This is a genomic window from uncultured Granulicatella sp. (assembly GCF_963528315.1).
Taxonomy (GTDB): Bacteria; Bacillota; Bacilli; order Lactobacillales; family Aerococcaceae; genus Granulicatella.
The window spans coordinates 1-22,564 of record NZ_CAURVV010000024.1 but is presented as its reverse complement, the minus strand read 5'-3'; the positions used below and the strand labels follow the sequence as shown (position 1 = coordinate 22,564).

Here is a 22,564-nt window from a genome sequence, read left to right as displayed (position 1 = left end):
CTTGACTACGAATCAAGCGGTTACAGGTTCGACTCCTGTTGGGTGCATTTTTTCTATATACAAGTGAATAACTAGCACCCATAGCTCAATTGGATAGAGTACTTGACTACGAATCAAGCGGTTACAGGTTCGACTCCTGTTGGGTGCATATATCGGGAATTAGCTCAGCTTGGTAGAGCACTTGGTTTGGGACCAAGGGGTCGTAGGTTCGAATCCTGTATTCCCGATTCATTAGCAAGTAAGTGCTAGCTTACTTGTCTTTTTTTGTATATAATACAATTATCAATATATTGGAGGAATTTTATATGGTATTAGGTAGTATCGAAGCTGGTGGTACAAAATTTGTTTGTGCGATTGGAAATCATGATATGGAAGTTTTAGAAAGAATTTCAATTCCAACAACAACTCCAGAAGAAACTTTACCGAAAGTTTTTGAATTTTTTAAAAAATATGAGCAAGAATTAGAAGCAGTTGGTGTAGGTGCTTTTGGACCAATTGATAGTAATAAAAAATCTGCTACATTTGGATACATTACTTCTACTCCAAAATTAGCATGGCAAAATTATGATTTCATTGGTGAATTAAATCGTCATTTAAATGTTCCAATTAATTGGACTACAGATGTGAATGCAGCAGCTTATGGCGAATATTATTTTGGTCACGGAAAAGATTTAGAAAGCTTAGTATATTATACATTTGGAACCGGTGTTGGTGGTGGAGCTATCCAGCGCGGAGAATTTGTAGGTGGAATGAACTTCCCAGAAATGGGTCATATGATTGTTAAACGTCACCCGGAAGATAATGCTAAATGTGTTTGTCCTTTCCACTCTGACTGTTTAGAAGGTTTAGCAGCTGGACCTGCTTTACAAGAAAAAGCTGGTCGTCCTGCATTTGAATTAGAACCAACTGATCCAATTTGGAATATTGAAGCTTACTATGCTGCTCAATGTATTTATAATACAACATTAATTTTAGCGCCTGAAGTAATTGTTTTAGGTGGGGGAGTAATGCAACAAACTCATTTATTGAAAAAAGTGAAACAAGAATTCGAAAAATTAATGAATGGTTATGTTGGATATCCTTCAGTGGATGAGTATATTCAAATTCCAGCTTTAGGGAATAATGCAGCAACAATTGGATGCCTAGCAATGGCGAAGGCTCTTTTAAAATAATGAAATAACTAGAAACTGACTTCTTATACTGTAGCAATGGACGGTAGTAGCCCTGCGGTCTCATACCTAAAAATCAAGCCTAGGTCTTGATTTTTCCAGTAATATAAGCCAAAGTGGCTTATATTACCAATGCTACTGTAAGAAGTCGTTTCTATTTGAACGAAACTAACATGAAAGTACGTTAATAAGATTGACTTTTTAATAGTTGCAGAGGACGCCAGCAAACCTGCGGTTTCATGGCTAAAATTCGAGCCTTGGTCTCGAATTTCCCTTTAATATCAGCCAAACTTGGCTTATATTAATAATTCTACTATGAAAAAGTCATTTCTTTCTGAACGGAAGTAATGAGGGTACGTTAATAAAAATCGACTTCTCTGAATGTAGCATAATGGACGCTAGCAGCTTCGCAAATGCGAATCTCATAGTTAGAAGGCTACTTTTTAACCTCATTTCTATATTACTCGTATGAACTCTATACATTGTATAGGGTTCTTTTTTTACTTTTTCAAGATTTAATTGTTGACTATTACTAAACTTAGAGTATAATGAGTCCTAGTGTGATTAAACTTTAAGTTTAAAGAATGGAGGGATAAGATGGAAATAGGGAGTCATTTGAAAGCTCTACGGGTTCAAAAAGGACTAACGCAAGAAGAATTAGCCGAGAGGACAGATTTATCTAAAGGATATATTTCCCAATTAGAAAATGATCTAAGTTCGCCATCGATGGACACATTTTTTGATATTTTAGAAGTATTAGGATGTGCACCAAAGGATTTCTTTGAAGATGGACCAGAAGAAGCTTTAACCGTTTATGGGCCTGAAGATATGACCGTGATGGAGGATCCAAAGCATAAAACGATAGTGACTTGGTTAAATCCAGATTCGAATGAACATGAAATGGAACCTGTAATATTAGAGTTTAAACCTCAAGGGGAATACAAAGTGTTCCAACCATCATTATCCGAAACTTTTGGATATGTTCTAGAAGGTAAAGTACAAGTAAAAGTAGGAAAACAAATAGAAGTTGTCTCAAAAGGAGAATCTTTTTATTTTGAAGCTTCTGCTAAACATCAAATTAAAAATGCTGGCAATGAAATAAGTAAGGTGTTAATTGTCGCAACAAATTCTTATTTATAAAAAGGAAGGATTGGTACGAAACATGTCCAACAATGCAATTATTACATTTGAAAATGTAACAAAATCTTATGATGATACTCAAGTATTAAAAAATATTAACTTTGAAATTGAAAAAGGAAAATTCTATACATTATTAGGACCTTCAGGATGTGGTAAAACTACGATTCTTCGTATTATTGCTGGTTTTACTGATGCAACAACTGGTTCTGTTACTTTAAATGGAGAAGATGTTACTGATTTACCACCAAATAAACGTAAAGTAAATACTGTATTCCAAGACTACGCATTATTCCCTCATATGAATGTGTTTGAAAACATTGCATTCGGGTTACGTTTGAAAAAATTACCAGAAGATGTAATCAAACAAAAAGTTTCTGAAGCATTAAAATTAGTTCAATTATCTGGCTATGAAAAACGTGAAATCGTTCAAATGTCTGGAGGACAACAACAACGTGTAGCAATTGCTCGTGCATTAGTGAATGAACCAGAGGTTCTATTATTAGATGAACCATTATCAGCGCTAGACTTAAAATTAAGAACAGATATGCAGTATGAATTGCGTGAATTACAACAACGTTTAGGTATTACATTTATTTTCGTAACTCATGACCAAGAAGAAGCTCTTGCGATGAGTGATGAAATCTTCGTACTAAATGGTGGAGAAATTATTCAATCAGGTACTCCTGTAGATATTTATGATGAACCAATCAACCGTTTCGTTGCGGACTTTATTGGTGAAAGTAATATCGTTGCTGGTGTGATGAAAGAAGACTACTTAGTAGAATTTGTTGGAAAAGAATTTGAATGTGCCGATGCTGGTATGCGTCCAAATGAAAAGGTTGAAATCGTTATTCGTCCGGAAGATTTATCTCTAACTAGTGTAGATAAAGGGAAATTAACCGTTGAAGTGGATACACAATTATTCCGTGGAGTTCACTATGAAATTATTTGTTATGACGAAAATAAAAATGAGTGGATGATTCACTCAACGAAGAAAGCAGAAGTGGGATCAAAAGTTGGATTATACTTTGAGCCACAAGATATTCACGTAATGCGTTTTGGAGAAAGTGAAGAAGAATTTGATGCACGTCTAGAAAGCTACGAGGAAGTGGAGGACGATAGTAATGAGTAAAAATTCTCGTATGTTTTTTTCCATTCCATATCTTTTATGGTTGGCATTATTTGTAGTAGCGCCTTTGGCAATGATTTTCTATAAATCATTTTTCGATATTAATAATCAATTAACGATTGGAAACTATACGAATTATTTTACTTCTGGTAATTATTTAGAAATGACATTTAACTCAGTATGGTATGCCTTTTTAGTAACATTAGTGACTTTAGTTGTGAGTTATCCAACAGCTTACTTTTTAAGTAAAACAAAGCATAAAAATTTATGGTTATTATTAATCATTTTGCCAACATGGGTGAATTTATTATTAAAAGCTTATGCATTTATTGGTATTTTTAGCCAAACAGGTACAGTAAATCAATTCTTATCATTATTTGGAATTGCTCCAAAAGAATTTTTATTTACGGATTTTAGTTTCTTAACGGTAGCAGCTTATATTGAATTACCATTTATGATTTTACCGATTTTTAATGCAGTACAAGAATTACCAAGTTCATTAATTGCAGCAAGCCGTGACCTTGGTGCTACTCCTTGGCAAACTTTAAAAAATGTCGTGATTCCATTAACGATGAGTGGTGTAAGAAGTGGTGTTCAAGCAGTATTTATTCCATCACTATCACTATTCATGTTAACTCGTTTAATTGGAGGAAATCGTGTGATTACATTAGGGACTGCCGTAGAGCAACATTTCTTAGTAACGCAAAACTGGGGAATGGGTTCAACTATTGGGGTTGTCTTAATTGTAGCGATGATTGTCTTAATGTTTGTAACACGTGATCGTAGAAAAGGAGGAGAAGCATAATGAAATTAGAGAAAAATCATTGGTTATCAAATGCTTATTTAGTATTTGTATTTGCAGTATTGTATGCTCCTATTTTCTATTTGATTTATTATTCATTTAATAGTGGTGGAGGAATGAATGATTTCCAATCTTTTACTTTAGAGCATTATAAAGCTGTTCTTGGAGATACAAGATTGATTGGTATTGTCATTGATACTTTAATTTTAGCCTTATTATCAGCGCTATGTGCAACGATTATTGGAACACTTGGTGCGATTATGATTGACTTTATTCGTTCAAATAGAAGAAAACAATTTGTTCTTGGAATGAATAATATTTTATTAGTTTCACCAGACGTTATTATCGGGGCAAGTTTATTAATTTTATTTACATTTATTGGATTCAAATTAGGATTTTGGTCAGTACTACTTTCTCATATTGCGTTTAATATTCCGATTGTTGTTTTAATGGTTTTACCAAAATTAACAGAAATGAATCGTTCAATGATTACAGCAGCACGAGATTTAGGGGCAACAAGTTCTCAAGTATTAACACGTATTATTTTACCATCCATTACACCTGGAATTTTAAGTGGATTCTTTATGGCATTTACGTATTCATTAGACGATTTTGCAGTAACTTTCTTCGTAACAGGAAATGGATTCTCTACAATTGCGGTTGAAATTTATTCAAGAGCTCGTCAAGGAATTAGTTTACAAATTAATGCTTTAAGTACATTAATGTTCTTATTCTCATTAATTTTAGTCATTGGATATTATTTCATTCAACAATACCAAGCAAAACGATTAAATCAGAAAAATGTTGAAAATGATTTAGCGAAGGGGGTAATCCGATGAAGCGATTAATGATGTTTGTTGGGGCAATTTTAGTCGCAAGTTTTGGATTATTACTTTTTAGAAAAAATTTTGAAACAGCTATTGCAGGAAATTCTGATACAATTATTGTATACAACTGGGGAGACTATATCGATCCTAATTTAATTACTCAGTTTGAAGAAGAAACAGGCTATAAAGTCATTTATGAAACATTTGATTCAAATGAAGCGATGTATACAAAAATTAAACAAGGTGGAACAAATTATGATGTGGCGATTCCAAGTGAATATGCGATTCATAAAATGTTAAAAGAAGATTTATTAGTCCCATTAGATTATTCTAAAATTGAAGGAATGGAACATTTAGATGAGAAATTCTTGAATAAGAGTTTTGATCCAAATAATCGTTATAGTATTCCTTACTTCTGGGGAACTTTAGGAATTATTTATAATACAAAAAATATTGCTGAAGGCGAAATTACGAAGTGGTCTGATTTATGGAAAGAGGACTATAAAGATTCAATTTTATTTATCGATGGTGCTAGAGAAATGATGGGAATTGCGCTTCAAACGCAAGGGTATTCTTTGAATGAAAAGGATCCTGAGGTTGTGAAAGAAGCAGGTAAATTTTTGAAAACATTGATGCCAAATGCTAAAGCGATTATTGCGGATGAGATGAAGACGTATATGGCACAAGAGGAAGCTTCGATTGGGGTATCATTCTCTGGGGAAGCTGCGAAGATGTTGGAGAAAAATGAAGATTTAGCGTATGTTTTACCGGAAGAGGGAACGAACTTATGGTTTGATAATATTGTCATTCCTAAGACGGCTAAAAACTATGATGGTGCGTATCGTTTTATTTCGTTTTTATTGAGACCAGACGTTGCTGCTCAAAATGCGGAATATGTTGGATACTCAACTCCAAATAAAGATGCGTTAGACTTATTGCCGGAAGAAGTAACAAGTAATGAGACTTTTTATCCTTCTGATGAGCAAATGGAACATATGGAAGTGTATGAGAATCTAGGTTCTGAGTTGTTAGGATTGTATAATGACTTGTTCTTGGAGGCTAAGATTTTCCGCAACTGATGATTTCGAATTAGACTTTGCTATATAGTAATAGGGGACGGCAGCAAACCTTGGGTTTCATGCCTAAAAATTGAGCCTAAGGTCTCAATTTTTCCTGTGATATAATCAGCGGCTGCTGATTATATCACTAATATTACTATGCAAAGTCTTTTCTTTTTGAATGATATTTATGAGAGTACGTTTATGAGTTAGACTTTGCGTGATAGTAATAGGGGACGGCAGCAAACTTTTTGTTTCATGTTTAATATTACTATTCAAGGTCTTTTCTTTTTTGCGTTATAAAGTTTATTATAAAATTACTAGACAAATATTCTATCGCTTGTTATAATCGTCCTATAAACAATAAACATTTATGAAGAAGAGAGTAGTTTACGGATATCTGTTTTAGCGAGCTGGGGTGGTGGAAGCCAGTCATGAAGAAGTAAATGAACCGCACTTTGGAAATGATTATTCGAATGTAGTAGAGTAATCCGGTCGCTTACCGTTAAAAAAGTTTAAAGTGGTTTAGTATTTTAAACAATAAGAGTGGTACCACGGGTTATCTCGTCTCTAGTCAAGGTTGCTTGATTAGGGGCTTTTTTATTTATATTTTTTACAAAAGAAGGAGTGTCAATATGGATTATAAAAAAATAGTTGCAGAACAAATTCATAAAACAATTAGCGAACATTTATCATTTGAAGAAATTTATAAAATGATTGAAGTTCCAAAATATGCAGAACAAGGAGATTTGGCTTTCCCAGCATTCTCACTTGCAAAAGTATTACGTAAAGCGCCTCAAGCAATTGCACAAGAAATCATTGAAGTAGTTTCAGATGAACATATTAGCAAAGCAGTAGCAATGGGACCTTACGCAAACTTTTTCCTATCAAAAGGTAAATTTGCAGATGAAACATTACACACTGTTTTAGAACAAAGAGAAGATTATGGTAACTTTGACTTTGGTCAAGGACGTAATGTTGTAGTTGATATGTCTAGTCCAAATATTGCAAAACCAATGTCAATGGGTCACTTACGTTCAACAGTTATTGGGAATGCCATCGTTAACTTAGAGAAAAAAGTTGGTTATAACCCAATTAAAGTGAACCACTTAGGAGACTGGGGAACACAATTCGGTAAATTAATCGTTGCTTATAAAAAATGGGGAACAAAAGAAGCCGTTGAACAAGATCCAATCGCAGAATTATTACGTTTATACGTTAAATTCCATGATGAAGCAGAACGCGATAGCTCTTTAGAAGATGAAGGTCGTGCATGGTTCAAAAAATTAGAAGATGGCGATGCTGAAGCAGAAGAACTATGGAATTGGTTCAAATCAGAATCATTAAAAGAATTCAATCGTGTGTATGATATTTTAGGAATTACATTTGATTCTTATAATGGTGAAGCATTCTATAATGATAAGATGGATCCAATTGTTGAATACTTAGAAAATAATGGAATTACAACAATCGACCGTGGGGCAACAGTTGTTCACTTAGATAAATATGACTTACCACCTGCATTAATTAAAAAATCAGATGGTGCGACATTATATATCACTCGTGATTTAGCAGCTGCACATTACCGTAAAGAAACTTATGATTTCGCTAAAAACATTTATGTTGTAGGAAATGAACAAGCAAACCACTTTAAACAATTAAAAGCTGTATTAAATGAAATGGGTCGTGATTGGCAAGAAAACATGATTCACGTTGGCTTTGGTTTAATTACATTAGGTGGTAAAAAATTATCAACACGTAAAGGTAAAATTGTCTTATTAGAAGAAGTTTTACGTGAAGCTGAAGAATTAGCTTTAAAACAAATTGAAGCTAAAAATCCAAACTTACCTAACAAAGAACAAGTTGCAAAACAAGTTGGGGTAGGTGCGGTAATCTTCCACGATTTGAAAAACGATCGTACAAATAACTTCGATTTCAACTTAGAAGAAGTTGTTCAATTCGAAGGAGAAACTGGACCTTATGTTCAATATACTCGTGCTCGTGCAATGAGTATTTTAAGAAAAGCAGGAGTTTCAGTTGATTTATCTCAAGCATTAGAATTAGAAGATGACTATGCATGGGAAGTATTAAAACAAATTGAAAATTATCCAAATATTGTGAAATACGCAGAAAGCAAATTTGAACCTTCTGTTATTTCTAAATATGTGATTTCTCTAGCGCAAGCCTTCAATAAATATTATGCTAACAGCCGTATCTTACAAGAAGATGAAGGGCTAAATGCTCGTTTAGCATTAGTGGAAGCAACAGCTGTTATCTTAAAACAAGGTCTTGCAATTTTAGGAGTAGAATCTCCAGACGAAATGTAGCCATCCTATCTCTCACTTGTTTACCTGGCAAGTGGGAGTTTTTTGTTTTATAAAAGAAAGTTCAGTTGAAGTTCAGTAAAAGGATTGATAAAATCTCATTGAGAACGATTTCACAATTTTATTTTTTATTCTATCCTAAATCGTTAATAGGAAAGGTGGGATGGATGTGTTTTTTTTTATAGAAAGTGTATTTAGGCGGATAAAATTATCTAATTGGATTGAATTCTCACTTTACTGAATTATATGAATATAAAGGAGTCATGTTATGGGACTTTCATTTGGACCAAATTATACATGGACGGATCATTTTGCTCAAAGAGCACAGGAGCGATTTGAAGTCAGTAGTGAACAGCTTCCAAAATGGGTAGGAAGACAACTTGGAACTTTAGTAGAGTATAATAAAAATGAAGAACAACGTCCGGAAGAGAAAAAATATGTTTCGCAAATAGGAGTTGTTTTTGTTTGTAATACAATTGAACAAAAATTCTTAACTTGTTACGAAGCAAATGATTTAGTACCAGAAGGAAAAAATACTACCATTCATGAAAATAATTTGGCATTATTTTCTGAAGAAGTAGCACATATTGTTAAAAAGTATCGTCATAAAGATGCTAAGGAGATGCTAATGAGTATTGAAGAACATCTAGATAATTTCCATCAATTTTCTCATAAAATATTATCAGGTAGATTAACTGAGCGTAATTATGAGTTAATTGGAAAATTAATTGATGAATATCATGTCATCCGTGCAGCAATGAAAATTATTGAAACAAGACAAGGAGATTTTAAAGGTTAGTTTAGATAGATGTGACATTTTTTCTTACTAAACTAGTTCTTGATGAAACATCCGTTTAAGTTGTAATCTACTTAAACGGATGTTTTTTGTATAGAATAATAATTTCATTAAAAATTAGGAAGAACGATTGAAAGCGTAAACATTTAGACGTATAATATAGGCGACAAAATACACGAGAGGGAAGTGACTAGAAGAGTGTGTGAAGTTTGTGTGATTAATATAAATGAATAAGCTTACAAAAGGAGAGATAGGGATGGATAAAAGAATTACAAAACTATTATTGTCAAGCGTTATTATTGGTACAGTATTATCATTACAATCTGTAGAAGCGTGTTCAGGTTTTATTATTGGAAAAGGATTAACGAAAGACGGTTCCATTTTATATGGTCGTACGGAAGATTATCCATATAAGCAAGGTGATGGAACTACACCAGGACAACATACACATAATAAGAATTTCATTGTAAATCCTGCAAAAGATTATGCAGAAGGAGCAATGTTAGAAGATGTGTCTACAGGATTCACTTATCCTCATTTACGTCATGAATTTAAATATACTTCTGTAGCAGATGATTCTAGAGATACAGATGAAGGAATTTTTGATGAACATGGATTCAATGAATATGGGGTTTCTTTAACAGCTACATTAACAACAACTCCAAGAGAAGATGTTCTAGAAGTAGATCCACTTGTTAAAGATGGAATTGCAGAAGCAGCTATGACAACATTAATTTTACCACGTGTAAAAACTGCACGTGAAGGGGTAGAACTTTTAGCAAAAGTCATTGATGAAAAAGGATCTGCTGAAGGAAATAATATTATGATTGCAGATAAAAATGAGTTATGGTATATGGAAATTTATTCTGGACATCAATATGTTGCGTATAAATATCCAGATGATAAATTCTCTATTATGCCAAACACTTATTTCCTTGGTGCATTGAATTTATCAGATACAAATAATGTTATTGCTTCAAAAGGTATCATCGAAACAGCTAAAAAAGCTGGCTCTTATAAAGAAGTGAATGGAAAATTTCATTTAGCAGCAAGTTATGCGCCTAAGTTAGATGAACGTAATCGTTCAAGACAATATGCTGGTATTAAATTATTAAATCCTCAATCATCAGTTACTTATCAAGATGAATATTATGAATTTTTACAAGACACTCCACGTAGAGATTATACAGTAGCAGATGCCATTAAAATTCAAAGAAATCGTTTTGAAACATTATCTGAAGGATTTATTCCAGATGATGAAGTTCCAGGATATGATTTTTATAATGACTATACTCCAAAAGATAATATTAAGGCTTTACCAGAAGCAGAACAAGCAAAATATAAATATGCACCAGGTAATGAAAATGTTATTGACCCCCATGTGTATCAAATTCGTCAAGATTTACCTAGTGAATTAGGAGGAATTATGTGGTTTGGCTTAAGTCGTTCACGTAACACTCCATACGTTCCATATTTTGGGCACATTAAAGATACTTTTAAAGCTTACCAAGTAAGAGGAAGTAAATATAATCCTGATTCATGGTATTGGGTTGCAGACCATATTGATAAGATGGTAACAGAACATAAAGATTTATTTGGTAAAACGATTAAATCAAATTGGGAAGAATTAGAGGAAGTTTTATTCACTTATCAAACAAAATTAATTAACCAATATCGTAATCAGTCAAATGAATATGTTCGAGCAACGGCTGATAGTTATACTGCAAAATCAATGAAAGTAGCTGAAACAGTCTTCAAGATTATGAAAGCCACTGAAGAAAAAATGGAAAAAGCGATTGAAAATAAAACTCCATTAACTGGAAACTTTATCGATATTTCTAGCTTAAAAGAAGTAACAGCTGATACAAAACTTACAATTGGTGGTTGGATTCAAGAAAATAATCAGTGGGTGATGTATAGAGGAGATGAAAAAGTTACTGGATGGTTCAATCAAGATGGAACTTGGTATTACTTAGATCAAAGTGGTTATATGCAAAAATGGTGGATTAAAGATAAAGGTGAATGGTACTTCCTAAATGGTTCAGGAGCGATGGAAACCGGATGGTTGCTAGATCATGATAAATGGTACTATTTAGAATCATCAGGAGCAATGAAAGCTTCTCAGTGGTTTGAAGTTGATGGTAAATGGTATTATGTGAATGATTCAGGAGAATTATTAGTAAATACGACAACCCCAGATGGATACAAAGTAAATGCTAATGGAGAATGGGTATAATCGTATTTAAGTAAGATTTTGACTGGAAAGAAATTGGACGTTTATTCGTTCAATTTCTTTTTTTTCTGTAAAAATTTTTCCATTTCAGAACGTACTAGTTGACGTGAAAGCGATATTTTATTACTATCAACTTATTGTAAAATAACAAGAGAGAAATGAGGTTTTTCATGAAAAAATTAGTATCTTTAATTTTATCGATTTTGGTCGTTGTACTTTTACTATTAGGAGTAAAAAAATATATTCAATCGCAAGAAATTTCGGCAGATGAATCTGCTTCTAGTGAAAAACAGCAGCTCTATTTATTTAACTGGGGAAATTATATTGACCCAGATTTGATTAAAGAATTTGAAGCAGAAACAAATATTCAAGTGGTTTATGAAACATTCGATTCAAATGATGCAATGGAAGCAAAATTAAAACAAGGTGGTACTCGTTATGATATCGTATTTCCAAGTGAATCGAGTATTACAAAATTAGTCAATCAGAATTTATTACAACCATTGGATCATTCAAGAATTAAAGGTTTAGAAAATATTTCGCCATTTTTATTAAATAGTCCAGTGGATCCTGGAAATCAATATACAGTTCCTTATTTCTGGGGGACTGTTGGAATTATGGTGAATACAAAATATATCGATCCAGAAAGTATTACAACTTGGAATGATTTATGGAAGAGTGAATTCCGTAATAAAATTTTATTACTAGATGGAAATCGTGAAACAATGGGATTAGCATTGCAATCATTAGGTTACTCACTCAATTCAAAAGATGCAGCGCAATTAAAAGAAGCAGAATTGAAAATTAAATCATTAAATCCAAATGTGCGTGCTGTATTAAATGAAGAAATTAAAACAATGATGAAATTAGAAGAAGCGCCGATCGGAATTGGTTATTCAGGAGATGCCGCTGCTGTAGCAGAAGCGAATCCTGCTGTTCAGTATATTTTACCGCAAGATGGAAGTGCTGTTTGGACAGATAACTTTGCGTTATCATATAATGCGGAAAATATTGAAGGAGCGTATGCGTTTATTAACTTTATGCTTCGTCCTGAAAATGCAGCTAGAAATGCAGCGTTTGTAGGATATGCTACACCAAATGAAGCTGCAAAAGAATTATTAGATGAAGAAGTGGTGTCAGATGAAACATTTTATCCATCACAAGAAGTCATTGAAAGTTTAGAGCATTATGAATATCTTGGAACAGAATGGATTTCCAATTATAATGATGCCTTTTTAAATTTTAAAATGGAGTTATAATATGCATTATTTTGTAAAAAGTAAATATCTCTTTATTGGAGATTCAAAAGAAACGACTGAAGGAATATTAGAAATAAAAGATGGGAAGATTACGAATATTCTTCCTTATCATGAAGAAGTAGACGGAAAAATAATTGATACTGGGGACAAAATGGTGACTCCTGGATTCATTGATGCGCATGTACATTTATATTTATCCAGTCTAATTCATTTAGGAAAGATGAAAGCAGTCGGAGCTCCTTCAATTGAAGAAGTAGTAGCTCAAGCAAAAGAAATTCCTGTGTATAATGGATGGAAGATTGGAATTGGTTGGTATGCGAGTGATTTTGGACAACAAGTTTTACCAACAAAAGAAGATTTAGATAAAGCTTCCAATGAAGTTCCAATCTGTTTGATTGCTGGTGATGCACACACGATTTGGCTTAATACAAAGGCACTAGAAGAATTAGGCTTAACGAGTGAAAACATTCCTTCTGAAATTGGAGGAGAAGCTGTTAAAAAAGATGGCGAGTTAACAGGAGTCTTTTTAGAAGCAATTGCGATTTACTATTTATCTAAAGTACTAGCAATTTATGAAGCTGAGTCGAAAGTGGCATTACTAGACTATATGAAACATTTGAATGCGATGGGAATTACAGCAGTTGGCGATGTTGCGTTAACAGGGGAAAGCCCAGATGATATTGTTTATCCAAAACTTTATTCTAGTGTAGAAGATGATGCAACAGTTCGAGTGAGTTTCTTCCCAGCAATGCGTGAAGACGTTGAAGAAAACCGTCGTTTCTATCAAACTTACCAATCTCCAATGTTACAAATGGGTGGAGTGAAACAGTTTTATGATGGCGTAACAAGTTCGCATACAGCTTACTTAAAAGAACCATACCCAATGCCATTTTTTGAAGGAGATGTGGGAGGTCCACTTTTAACGGAAGAAAAAATGGAACGATTGACTTTATTAGCCAACCAAGAAGGATGGCCAATGCGTATCCATACCGTTGGAGATAGAGCAGTAGAATTAACATTATTGAATTTCAAACAAGCGCAAGAAAAATATCCATTTGATGCGCCTTATAAATTCAATACAATTGAGCATTTAGAAGTAATGGATCCAAAAGACTTACCACTTACTGCTCAAAAATCTCTCATTGTTTCAGTTCAACCAAGCCATTTATTAGTCGGGTATGAAACATTAGATGAAGAAGTTGGAGAAATTCGTGCAAAACAAATGTTTCCATTCAAATCCTTTATTCAACATGGTGCGACTTTAGCATTTGGAACAGATACTCCAGTAGTGCTAAATGTAACTCCATTTGAAACGATGTATTTTGCTGTGGCTCGTCAAACAGTAGAAGGACTTCCAAAATCAGCATTAATGCCTGAACAAAGAATTAGCACTAAAGAGGCTTTGTTTGCTCATACAAATGGAGCAGCAAAATCATTAAGTCGCTTAGATATTGGAACATTAGAAGTTGGAAATTATGCAGACTTTGTAATTTTATCGAAAAATTTCTTAGAAGAAAGTCCAGAAGAAATTTTGAAAACAACTGTCGTAGCGACTTATATCAATGGTAAAAAAGTTTATGAAGTTTAAGAAAAAGAAAATGAAGTAGAATGCCTACTTCATTTTTTACTATTATCATATTAAATTCATGTATTTGTGTAGGGGATTCTATGTTTTCTTTAAACACAAATGATTATAATAAATTCAAACATTACAAGAAGAAGGTGTATAAATGGATATTTTATTATGGGGAAGCATTTTTGCTGCGGGATTATTATCATTTTTCTCTCCGTGTGTATTACCACTGTTTCCGGTTTATTTTGGAGTATTAATGAGTGAAAGAGGAAATCGCAGTATTAAAATTGGAAAATTTGAAGTTGCGGTGCTACCAGTCGTTCGAACATTTTTATTTGTAGCAGGAATTTCAACAATTTTCTTTGTATTAGGATTTGCTGCTAGTTTGTTAGGGCAATTATTGTATAATCCTTATTTCCATTTAGTTTTAGGAACTATTATTGTTTTACTAGGATTGCATCAAATGGAAGTATTTCAATTAACGTCTTTACAAAAACAAAAAACAGTACAATTTGAAACAAAAAATGAGAAGTCATTATGGAGTAGTTATTTATTAGGATTGAGCTTTAGTTTTGGATGGACACCATGTGTAGGTCCTGTTTTAAGTTCAGTCTTAACATTAGTGGCAACTCAACAAGCGAGCGTTTTGTATGGAATGTTTTTATTAGGAATTTATATTTTAGGATTATCAATTCCGTTTTTAGTATTATCGATTGCTTCAACCGCTGCAATGAAAGCCTTCAATCTTGCGAAGAAACAATTATTCTTATTAAAGAAAATTGGAGGAATTGTTATTATCGCAATGGGGGTTTGGATTATTATCCAACAATTACAAGTATTATTTTTATAAGGATAGGAGAATGAAAAATGAAATGGAAATATGTATGTATTGGAATTAGTTTATTATTAGGAGCGTGTCAACCAATGGGAAATAAGCAAGCAGATGCAACAAAACCTTCAACAGAAGCAGTTTCAAAAGACAAGAAAGAAACTAGTAGTTCTAAAAAAGTAGTGGAAGCTTCGTTTAAAACGTTTGATGGAAAAACAGTCAATTTATCAGATTATAAAGGGAAAAAAGTGTATATCAAAGTTTGGGCTTCATGGTGTCCAACATGTTTAGCAGGATTATCGGAAGTAGATTCTTTAGCAGCGAATCATTCAGATGATACAGTCATTTTAAGTGTAGTAGCGCCTGGTGTAAATCGCGAGAAAAAAGCAGAAGATTTTAAAGAATGGTTTTCAGGTTTAGACTATAAAAATTTACCAGTATTAATGGCAGAAACTCCGGATTTCTTTAAACAAGTTGGAGTGATTGGGTATCCAACATCTGTGTTTATTAATCAAAATGGAGAATTAGTACAAGCTCATCCGGGGCATTTAGCAAATGAGGATATACAGAAGTATCTTGATAAGATGTAATGTTTTTATGAATAAGACTTAAGCTATAGTAGCAGAGGACGGCAGCAAACCTTCTGTTTCATGTTAATGCTACTATGGCAAGTCTTTTCGGGTTGTGAATCATATATGAGAGAACCTAGAGAAAAGAATACTAATTATAGTAAGGAAAATTCGAGACCTAGGCTCGAATTTTAGGTATGAGACTTGCAAGAGCAAGGCTGCTACCGTCCTTTGTTACTATATGTAGAAGTATTTTCTCAATATAAGGAGTGGGTAAAATGGATAAAAAAATATTGATTGGAGTCGTAGCGTTAATTGTATTGCTGATTGCTTCATATTATGTCATTCATCCTTCAACAGCAACAGTTCAGGCGAATGGAAATCCAATTGAGAAGAAGGTTAGTTCATTAATTAATCAACAAGAGGTTAACAAATCAGAAAATAAGGGGGAAAAAGAGATGAAAGAAATCTATTTAGCAGGTGGCTGTTTCTGGGGCTTAGAAGAATATTTCTCAAGAATTAATGGAGTAGAAGATGCAGTAAGTGGGTATGCAAATGGGAAAGTAGAAACAACAAACTATCAATTAATTCATGATACAGATCATGCAGAAACAGTGAAAATTACTTATGATGCAAAAGTCGTATCTCTTCGAGAAATTTTATTATATTACTTTAGAGTAATTGATCCACTATCAGTCAATAAACAAGGAAATGATGTAGGACGCCAATATCGAACAGGAATTTATTATCAAAATGATGAAGATAAAGAAATTGTTGAACAAGTAGTAGCAGAAAAAGAAGAACAATTAGGGAAAAAGGTAGCAATTGAAAGAGAAAATCTTAGAAACTTCGTCGTTGCAGAAGATTACCATCAAGATTATTTAAAGAAACATCCAAACGGCTATTGTCATATTGATGTGAATAAAGCAAATGATCCAGTGATTGATCCTAGTTTATTCCCATTACCAGATGATGAAACATTGAAAAAAACTTTGACAAAAGAACAATATGCAGTTACGAGAGAAAATCGTACAGAGATGGCTTTTTCTAATGAATATTGGGATAATCATGAAGCAGGTATTTATGTGGACGTAGCAACTGGAGAACCACTTTTCTCTTCAAAAGATAAATTTGATTCTGGTTGTGGTTGGCCAAGTTTTACAAAGCCTATTTCTTCAGAAGTAGTGACTTATAAGGAAGATACAAGTTTTAATATGAAACGAATTGAAGTTCGTAGTCGTATTGCTAATTCTCATTTAGGACACGTGTTTGATGATGGCCCTCGAGACAAAGGTGGATTACGTTTCTGCATTAATAGTGCCGCTATTCGTTTTATTCCGTTAGCAGATATGGAAGAAAAAGGCTATGGATTTTTGGTTGATTTTGTTAAATAATAAATTTTATGAATAAAACTTTAGCTATAGTAGCAGGAGGACGGCAGCAAACCTTTGGTTTCATGCCTAAAATTTGAGCCTAGGGTCTCAAATTTTCCTGTCCAATAAGCCATCTTTGGCTTATTGGACTAATGCTACTATGGCAAGTTTTTTCGAGTTGTGAGTCATATAAATGAATGGACGTAATGAATAAAGAGAAAATACTTCCCATAGTAAGGAAAATTCGAGACCGAGGCTCGAATTTTAGGTATGAGACTTGCAAAGCAAGGCTGATACCGTCCTTTGTTACTATAAAGTGAAGTATTTTCTCTTTATGCATACTTTCGGTTAATTTTTTGAAAAAGGCGGAGTATAATGGAAATAGGAGGGATGAGAATGTATTCACTGTTAATTGTCGAAGATGAATCTCTTGTTAGAAGAGGACTAACTTCACTCATTGATTACAAACAATTGGGAATTTCTGATGTACGAGAAGTAGAAAATGGCAAACAAGCTTGGGAAATGATTCAACAGCATCAACCCGACATCTTACTAACAGATATTAATATGCCACAAATGGACGGCATCACACTAGCTCAACAAGTTAAATTACACTACCCACATACACATATCGTATTTCTAACAGGATATGATTACGTTGATTACCTATTATCTGCATTAAAATTAGGAGCAGACGATTATTTACTAAAACCTATTTCTAAAAAAGAAATTGAAGCCTTTTTTGTCACAGTCGTTGGTAAATTAGAAAAAGAACGAAAAGAAAACCAAATTCACCAAGTAGATATCGTTTCAGAAGAAACAGAAATTGAAAAACTTATTCATAGCCAATTAGATAATCCTGAACTGTCTCTTGTAAAAGTAGCAGAACAATTAGGCTTTACTCCTAATTATGTCAGTGTCTTAATTAAGAAAAAGCTAGGAATGACATTTCAAGATTATGTCATTACTCAACGAATGAATAAAGCAAAAGTACTACTATTATCTACATCCATGAAAATTTATGAAGTAGCTTCAGCAGTAGGAATGGAAGATGTGAATTATTTTTCAGTTCGATTTAAACAAATTGTCGGCGTTACACCCAAACAATTTCAAAAGGGAGTAGAATCATGAAGAAAAATTCCTTGTTTATCAAATTAACTACCTATTTATTGGGAATGCTATTTTTGATTTTAATTCTTGTTGGAAGTGTCTTTTATTGGAAAAGTAGTGAATTATTTAAAGAGAACGTATCCGGGCAAACAACCGCTAGAATTGATACAAGTGCTCGTTATATTGAACAGTATGTCTCTCAATTAAAGTATACAGTTAACGCTATTGTTAATGAGTCAGAAGTTGTTCAATTTGCCCAAGGACAAGAAAATAATTCGCAAATAAGTATTCGAAATTGGTTAGAGACCTTTGTGAAAAGTAATGAACACTTTGTTTCAATGACGATTGTAACAAAAGATGGAAGAATCATTTCAAGTGATCAAAATCTTCAATCTGCCAATTCGAATGAATTAATGATGCAAGAATGGTATCAACAAGCGATTGACTTATCTCACAACCCGGTATTATTACCAAGTCGCTTGCAAAATGATAAATATGTGTTATCTATTAGTCAAGAAATTTTATCAAAAACAAAGGAAAGTTTAGGAGTCGTTCGATTTGATATCGATTCTCACGCTCTTGAAAATTATATTAAGGAACTTTCTCTTGGTCGGGAAGGATATGCGTTTGTGATTAATACAGAGGGAAAAATCATTTATCATCCTGATAATGAAGTTTTTCAATCTGTTGATAAGCAAATGTCTGCAGAAGATATTGCTAAAAGTCCAATGGATTCTATGATTGGGAAAAACTTTTTTGTACACAAAACTTCTATTGATAATTGTAATTGGGTATTAGTAGGAATTAGTACTTTTTCACAGTGGGAACAGTTATCGAAGCAATTATTTATGATTGTTTTTAGTATTGCGATTTTAAGTTTTATTGGTTGTTCAATTGGAATGGTTATTATTTTGAGACATCATTTATCTCCTATTCAACACTTGGAAGAGACCATGCAGGAAGTTGAAAAAGGGAAAACTGATTTACGAGCGATTCCAAATGGTGCTAGTGAATTTCAACAATTAGCGCATCATTTTAATCATATGCTAAATCACTTAGAACAATTAATGATGGAAGCTAGAGAGCAGGAGCAATTGGCAAGAGTTTATGAGTTAAAGGCTTTATCGAGTCAAATTAATCCACATTTTCTTTATAATACATTGGATACCATTATTTGGATGGCGGAGTTCCAAGATACTAATCGAGTTGTGTCTATTACTAAAGCACTCGCAACATATTTTAGATTAGCTTTAAATGGAGGAGAAGATTTAATCCCTCTTACAAAAGAAGTGGATCATGTAAGACAATATTTGTATATTCAGCAACAACGATATGAAGAAAAGTTATCTTATGAGATTCAAGTGGATGAAAATATTCCAGATATTTTATTACCTAAATTAGTACTTCAACCATTAGTAGAAAATGCTATTTATCATGGTATTAAGGAAATTAATCGTCCAGGAAAAATACAATTGACGGTTCGATACCAATCTCCTTCTATTAAAATTACGATTGAAGATAATGGAGTAGGATTAAAGAAACAAGGTACTTCCAATAAAGCATTAGGTGGAGTTGGAATTCAAAATGTAAAAGAACGATTAGCATTATATTTTGGAGAAGAGTTTAAAATGGAATTTGATTCAGTAGAAAATTCTTATACAAAAGTATACTTAACGATTCCTATTTCTAATTAGGCGAATGATATAGTTGATAAAGAGAAAATACTTTCCATAGTAACAAGTACGATAGTAAGGGAAATTCGAGACTAAGGCTCGAATTTTAGGTATGAGACTTGTAAGGCAAGTCTGCTACCGTCCTTTGTTACTATATTGAGAAGTATTTTCTCATTTTGTTTAGCCCATTATTTCCTTAGAATTGACCAAGTGAATAAAGAGAAAATACTGATTATAATAACAAGCCCACTAGTAACCATGGAGATGGTTACTAGTGGAAGGAAAATTCGAGACCAAGGCTCGAATTTTAGGCATGAGACTCGCTCTTGCGAGTCTGCTGCCGTCCTTTGTTATTATATTAAAAAGTATTTTCTCTTTATTCACCTTTTAGTTTGACGGTCAAGTATCATTTCCCTTATAGTAAAATTACGAATAAAGATACAAAGGAGAATTTATGAAAGTCATTGTAGTAGGTGGAGGAACAAGCGGACTAATGGCAAGCGTAAGTGCGGCATTAGCAGACGCAGAAGTAATTCTATTAGATAAAAATCCAAGCTTAGGACGAAAATTACTCTTAACCGGCGGAACACGTTGCAACGTAACAAATATCCGCTCAAGAGACGAAATTATTAAACACATCCCAGGAAACGGACGCTTCTTACATAGTGCCTTTTCCCAATTTGATAACCAAGACATTATTGAATTTTTCCAAAGTCGAGGAGTTCAATTAAAAGAAGAAGACCATGGTAGAATGTTCCCAGTATCTGATTCTGCAAAAACGATTCTAAATACATTTATCGAAGAAATTAAACGATTAGGCATTCAAGTGAGAACAAATGTAAAAGTTAAAACCCTTCGACTAGAACATGGACAGTTTTCTGCAGTTGAATTAGATAACGGAGAAAGAATAGAAGCGGATGCAGTTATTTTAGCACTAGGCGGAAAATCTTATCCGAAAACTGGTTCGACTGGAGATGGATACGGAATTGCTCGAAATGTAGGGCATACAATCACCCCATTATTTGCGACAGAAGTCCCTCTAACAAGTAATGAAAGTTTCATTAAAGAAGGAGTATTACGAGCTCTTTCTTTAAGAAATGTTGCATTAAGTGTATTGAATAAAAAGGGAAAAGCAGTCGTAACGCATCAAATGGACATGATTTTCACTCATTTTGGAATTAGTGGGCCAGCAGTATTACGTTGTTCAAGCTTTGTTCATCAAGTCCAACAAAAGGACAATGTCTCAGAAGTTACGATGTCGCTCAATATTCAACCTGATTTAACAAAACAGGAATTATTAGAGAAATGGCAAGAGTGGAAAGAAAAGAATCCACAAAAAACAGTGAAGACACCGTTAAAAGAATGGATGCCTGAACGATACGCCGAATTTTTACTACAACAAATTGGACTTTCTTCTCAAAAGGTAATTGGAAAAATGACCGATCAAGAAGTGCAACAATTATTGAACTCTATTCAAGATTTTAGATTTACAGTTAATGGAAGTCTACCAATTGAAAAAGGTTTTGTAACAGGTGGAGGAGTTCAACTAAAAGAAGTGGATCCTAAAACATTAGAATCAAAAATTACTCAAGGAGTGTATTTCTGTGGAGAATTATTAGATATTCATGGATATACTGGAGGGTATAATATTACAGCAGCTTTTGTAACAGGATATGTTGCTGGATTACATGCTGCACAAGGTTGGTAAAAAAATGAAAAGAGCATAGTTTCGTCATAAAATCTTCATAATTAGAGACTATACTTTAATCATTCCTAAAGAATAATATTTACCTCCCAAAAGTAAATAAACTCTATCCTTTTTTCTCCGGCAAAATTTGCCGGAGTTTTTTAATTTTTGTAACGAATTAAGGTTTGTTATGATATAATGACAACGAAACTGTTAAATGAATCGAGGTGTATCCCTTTCACTATGGTAAAACTAGGGGAAAGAATTGTTGAAAAAGGAATTCGTTTATTACCGTTAATGGACTTGTCCCAAGTGGATACAAGTCTTGAAAGACCAATTCCAGAAGCAAAATCAAAATTAGAAATTATCGTTCATGCAATGGAAATCGGCATGGGAGTTTTAGGACATGTAGATATTTGTATTGAAGGTTATGTATACTCATATGGGAATTATGATGAATTAGCTTGTATTTTAAATGGAGCTAGAGGAGAAGGTGTATTATTAAAAGCACCAAGAGAAGATTATTTTAAATTTTGTAAGAGACATTACCAAAAAATGCTGTATATTTATAGTTTAGAAGTAACTGATGAACAAATTCAATTAATTAAAAATCGTTTGGAAAAAGTATTGAAGGAATCATTTACTTGGTCACCTCCAGATGATATTTGTTCGTTTAATCCTGTAAGTGAGAAGTTAGAAGAGATGTATGCCTATTTTATGGTGCAATGTATGCCTGTCACTTTTTATAAATTTAGAAAAACTCAATTTAAATTGTATACAATGTGGAGAAATAATTGTTTATTATTTGTAGATTATTTAGTTTCCGCATTAAAAATAAGACCTCTTCGTGCAAGAATGACAACTTTCCCAAGTTTGTATCAAGAACGATTAGAATCATTAAAAGAAAAACAACAGTCCATTGTAACTGACTGTCAGATTTATTAAAGATATGAAAAATCGGCTCATCGACAAATTCTGTTGGTGAATCAAATTTAACACCAAATTAAGCCTTT

At 33.2% G+C, this 22,564-nt stretch carries 18 protein-coding genes, 2 tRNA genes and 1 other annotated feature; all 20 genes read left to right on the top strand.

Annotated elements, in window-relative coordinates:
* Positions 1 to 74: 74 nt before the first annotated feature.
* Positions 75 to 148, top strand: a tRNA-Arg gene (locus tag RYK07_RS06105).
* Positions 149 to 153: 5 nt separating this feature from the next.
* A tRNA-Pro gene (locus RYK07_RS06100) sits at positions 154 to 227 on the top strand.
* 78 nt (positions 228 to 305) lie between these two features.
* On the top strand, positions 306 to 1,172 hold the full coding sequence (locus RYK07_RS06095) for an ROK family protein (RefSeq protein WP_314852929.1): 867 nt from the start codon (positions 306 to 308) through the stop codon (positions 1,170 to 1,172).
* Between the two features lie 594 nt (positions 1,173 to 1,766).
* Entirely contained in the window at positions 1,767 to 2,309 is a 543-nt protein-coding gene (locus tag RYK07_RS06090) for an XRE family transcriptional regulator (RefSeq protein ID WP_314249928.1), read from the top strand.
* Between the two features lie 22 nt (positions 2,310 to 2,331).
* On the top strand, positions 2,332 to 3,441 hold the full coding sequence (locus tag RYK07_RS06085) for an ABC transporter ATP-binding protein (protein WP_314249927.1): 1,110 nt from the start codon (positions 2,332 to 2,334) through the stop codon (positions 3,439 to 3,441).
* The gene (locus tag RYK07_RS06080) at positions 3,434 to 4,243 is read left to right on the top strand and encodes an ABC transporter permease (protein WP_314852926.1); all 810 of its coding nucleotides are present in this window, start codon (positions 3,434 to 3,436) and stop codon (positions 4,241 to 4,243) included. The genes RYK07_RS06085 and RYK07_RS06080 overlap by 8 nt, the downstream gene beginning before the upstream one ends.
* Positions 4,243 to 5,079, top strand: coding sequence for an ABC transporter permease (locus tag RYK07_RS06075; protein ID WP_314852925.1), 837 nt, complete (start codon positions 4,243 to 4,245; stop codon positions 5,077 to 5,079). Before RYK07_RS06080 ends, RYK07_RS06075 begins: the two co-directional genes overlap by 1 nt.
* The gene (locus RYK07_RS06070; protein ID WP_314852924.1) at positions 5,076 to 6,146 is read left to right on the top strand and encodes an ABC transporter substrate-binding protein; all 1,071 of its coding nucleotides are present in this window, start codon (positions 5,076 to 5,078) and stop codon (positions 6,144 to 6,146) included. The genes RYK07_RS06075 and RYK07_RS06070 overlap by 4 nt, the downstream gene beginning before the upstream one ends.
* 343 nt (positions 6,147 to 6,489) lie before the next feature.
* Positions 6,490 to 6,700, top strand: a binding site (T-box leader).
* A 60-nt stretch (positions 6,701 to 6,760) separates the two neighbouring features.
* Positions 6,761 to 8,452 carry an arginine--tRNA ligase gene (gene argS / locus RYK07_RS06065; protein WP_314852923.1) on the top strand — a complete coding sequence of 564 codons (1,692 nt, stop codon included), beginning with the start codon at positions 6,761 to 6,763 and terminating at the stop codon, positions 8,450 to 8,452.
* Positions 8,453 to 8,717: 265 nt separating this feature from the next.
* A complete protein-coding gene (locus tag RYK07_RS06060) occupies positions 8,718 to 9,248 on the top strand; it encodes a hypothetical protein (protein ID WP_314852922.1) in 531 nt (176 codons plus the stop codon).
* A 253-nt stretch (positions 9,249 to 9,501) separates the two neighbouring features.
* The gene (locus RYK07_RS06055; protein WP_399546469.1) at positions 9,502 to 11,481 is read left to right on the top strand and encodes a C69 family dipeptidase; all 1,980 of its coding nucleotides are present in this window, start codon (positions 9,502 to 9,504) and stop codon (positions 11,479 to 11,481) included.
* 167 nt (positions 11,482 to 11,648) lie between these two features.
* Complete coding sequence (locus RYK07_RS06050; protein WP_314852920.1) at positions 11,649 to 12,737, top strand: spermidine/putrescine ABC transporter substrate-binding protein; 1,089 nt, start codon at positions 11,649 to 11,651, stop codon at positions 12,735 to 12,737.
* A gap of 1 nt (position 12,738) precedes the next feature.
* Entirely contained in the window at positions 12,739 to 14,325 is a 1,587-nt protein-coding gene (locus RYK07_RS06045) for an amidohydrolase (RefSeq protein WP_314852918.1), read from the top strand.
* A 142-nt stretch (positions 14,326 to 14,467) separates the two neighbouring features.
* On the top strand, positions 14,468 to 15,160 hold the full coding sequence (locus RYK07_RS06040) for a cytochrome c biogenesis protein CcdA (RefSeq protein WP_314852917.1): 693 nt from the start codon (positions 14,468 to 14,470) through the stop codon (positions 15,158 to 15,160).
* 17 nt (positions 15,161 to 15,177) lie between these two features.
* On the top strand, positions 15,178 to 15,729 hold the full coding sequence (locus tag RYK07_RS06035; protein WP_314852916.1) for a redoxin family protein: 552 nt from the start codon (positions 15,178 to 15,180) through the stop codon (positions 15,727 to 15,729).
* 257 nt (positions 15,730 to 15,986) lie between these two features.
* Positions 15,987 to 17,102, top strand: coding sequence for a peptide-methionine (R)-S-oxide reductase MsrB (gene msrB, locus RYK07_RS06030; protein ID WP_314852914.1), 1,116 nt, complete (start codon positions 15,987 to 15,989; stop codon positions 17,100 to 17,102).
* Between the two features lie 375 nt (positions 17,103 to 17,477).
* Complete coding sequence (locus RYK07_RS06025) at positions 17,478 to 18,212, top strand: response regulator (RefSeq protein WP_314852913.1); 735 nt, start codon at positions 17,478 to 17,480, stop codon at positions 18,210 to 18,212.
* Positions 18,209 to 19,885: a sensor histidine kinase gene (locus tag RYK07_RS06020; RefSeq protein ID WP_314852911.1), complete on the top strand. Its 1,677-nt coding sequence runs from the start codon at positions 18,209 to 18,211 to the stop codon at positions 19,883 to 19,885. The genes RYK07_RS06025 and RYK07_RS06020 overlap by 4 nt, the downstream gene beginning before the upstream one ends.
* A gap of 433 nt (positions 19,886 to 20,318) precedes the next feature.
* Complete coding sequence (locus RYK07_RS06015; protein ID WP_314852909.1) at positions 20,319 to 21,572, top strand: NAD(P)/FAD-dependent oxidoreductase; 1,254 nt, start codon at positions 20,319 to 20,321, stop codon at positions 21,570 to 21,572.
* Positions 21,573 to 21,794: 222 nt separating this feature from the next.
* On the top strand, positions 21,795 to 22,496 hold the full coding sequence (locus tag RYK07_RS06010) for a hypothetical protein (protein WP_314852908.1): 702 nt from the start codon (positions 21,795 to 21,797) through the stop codon (positions 22,494 to 22,496).
* Positions 22,497 to 22,564 lie beyond the last annotated feature (68 nt).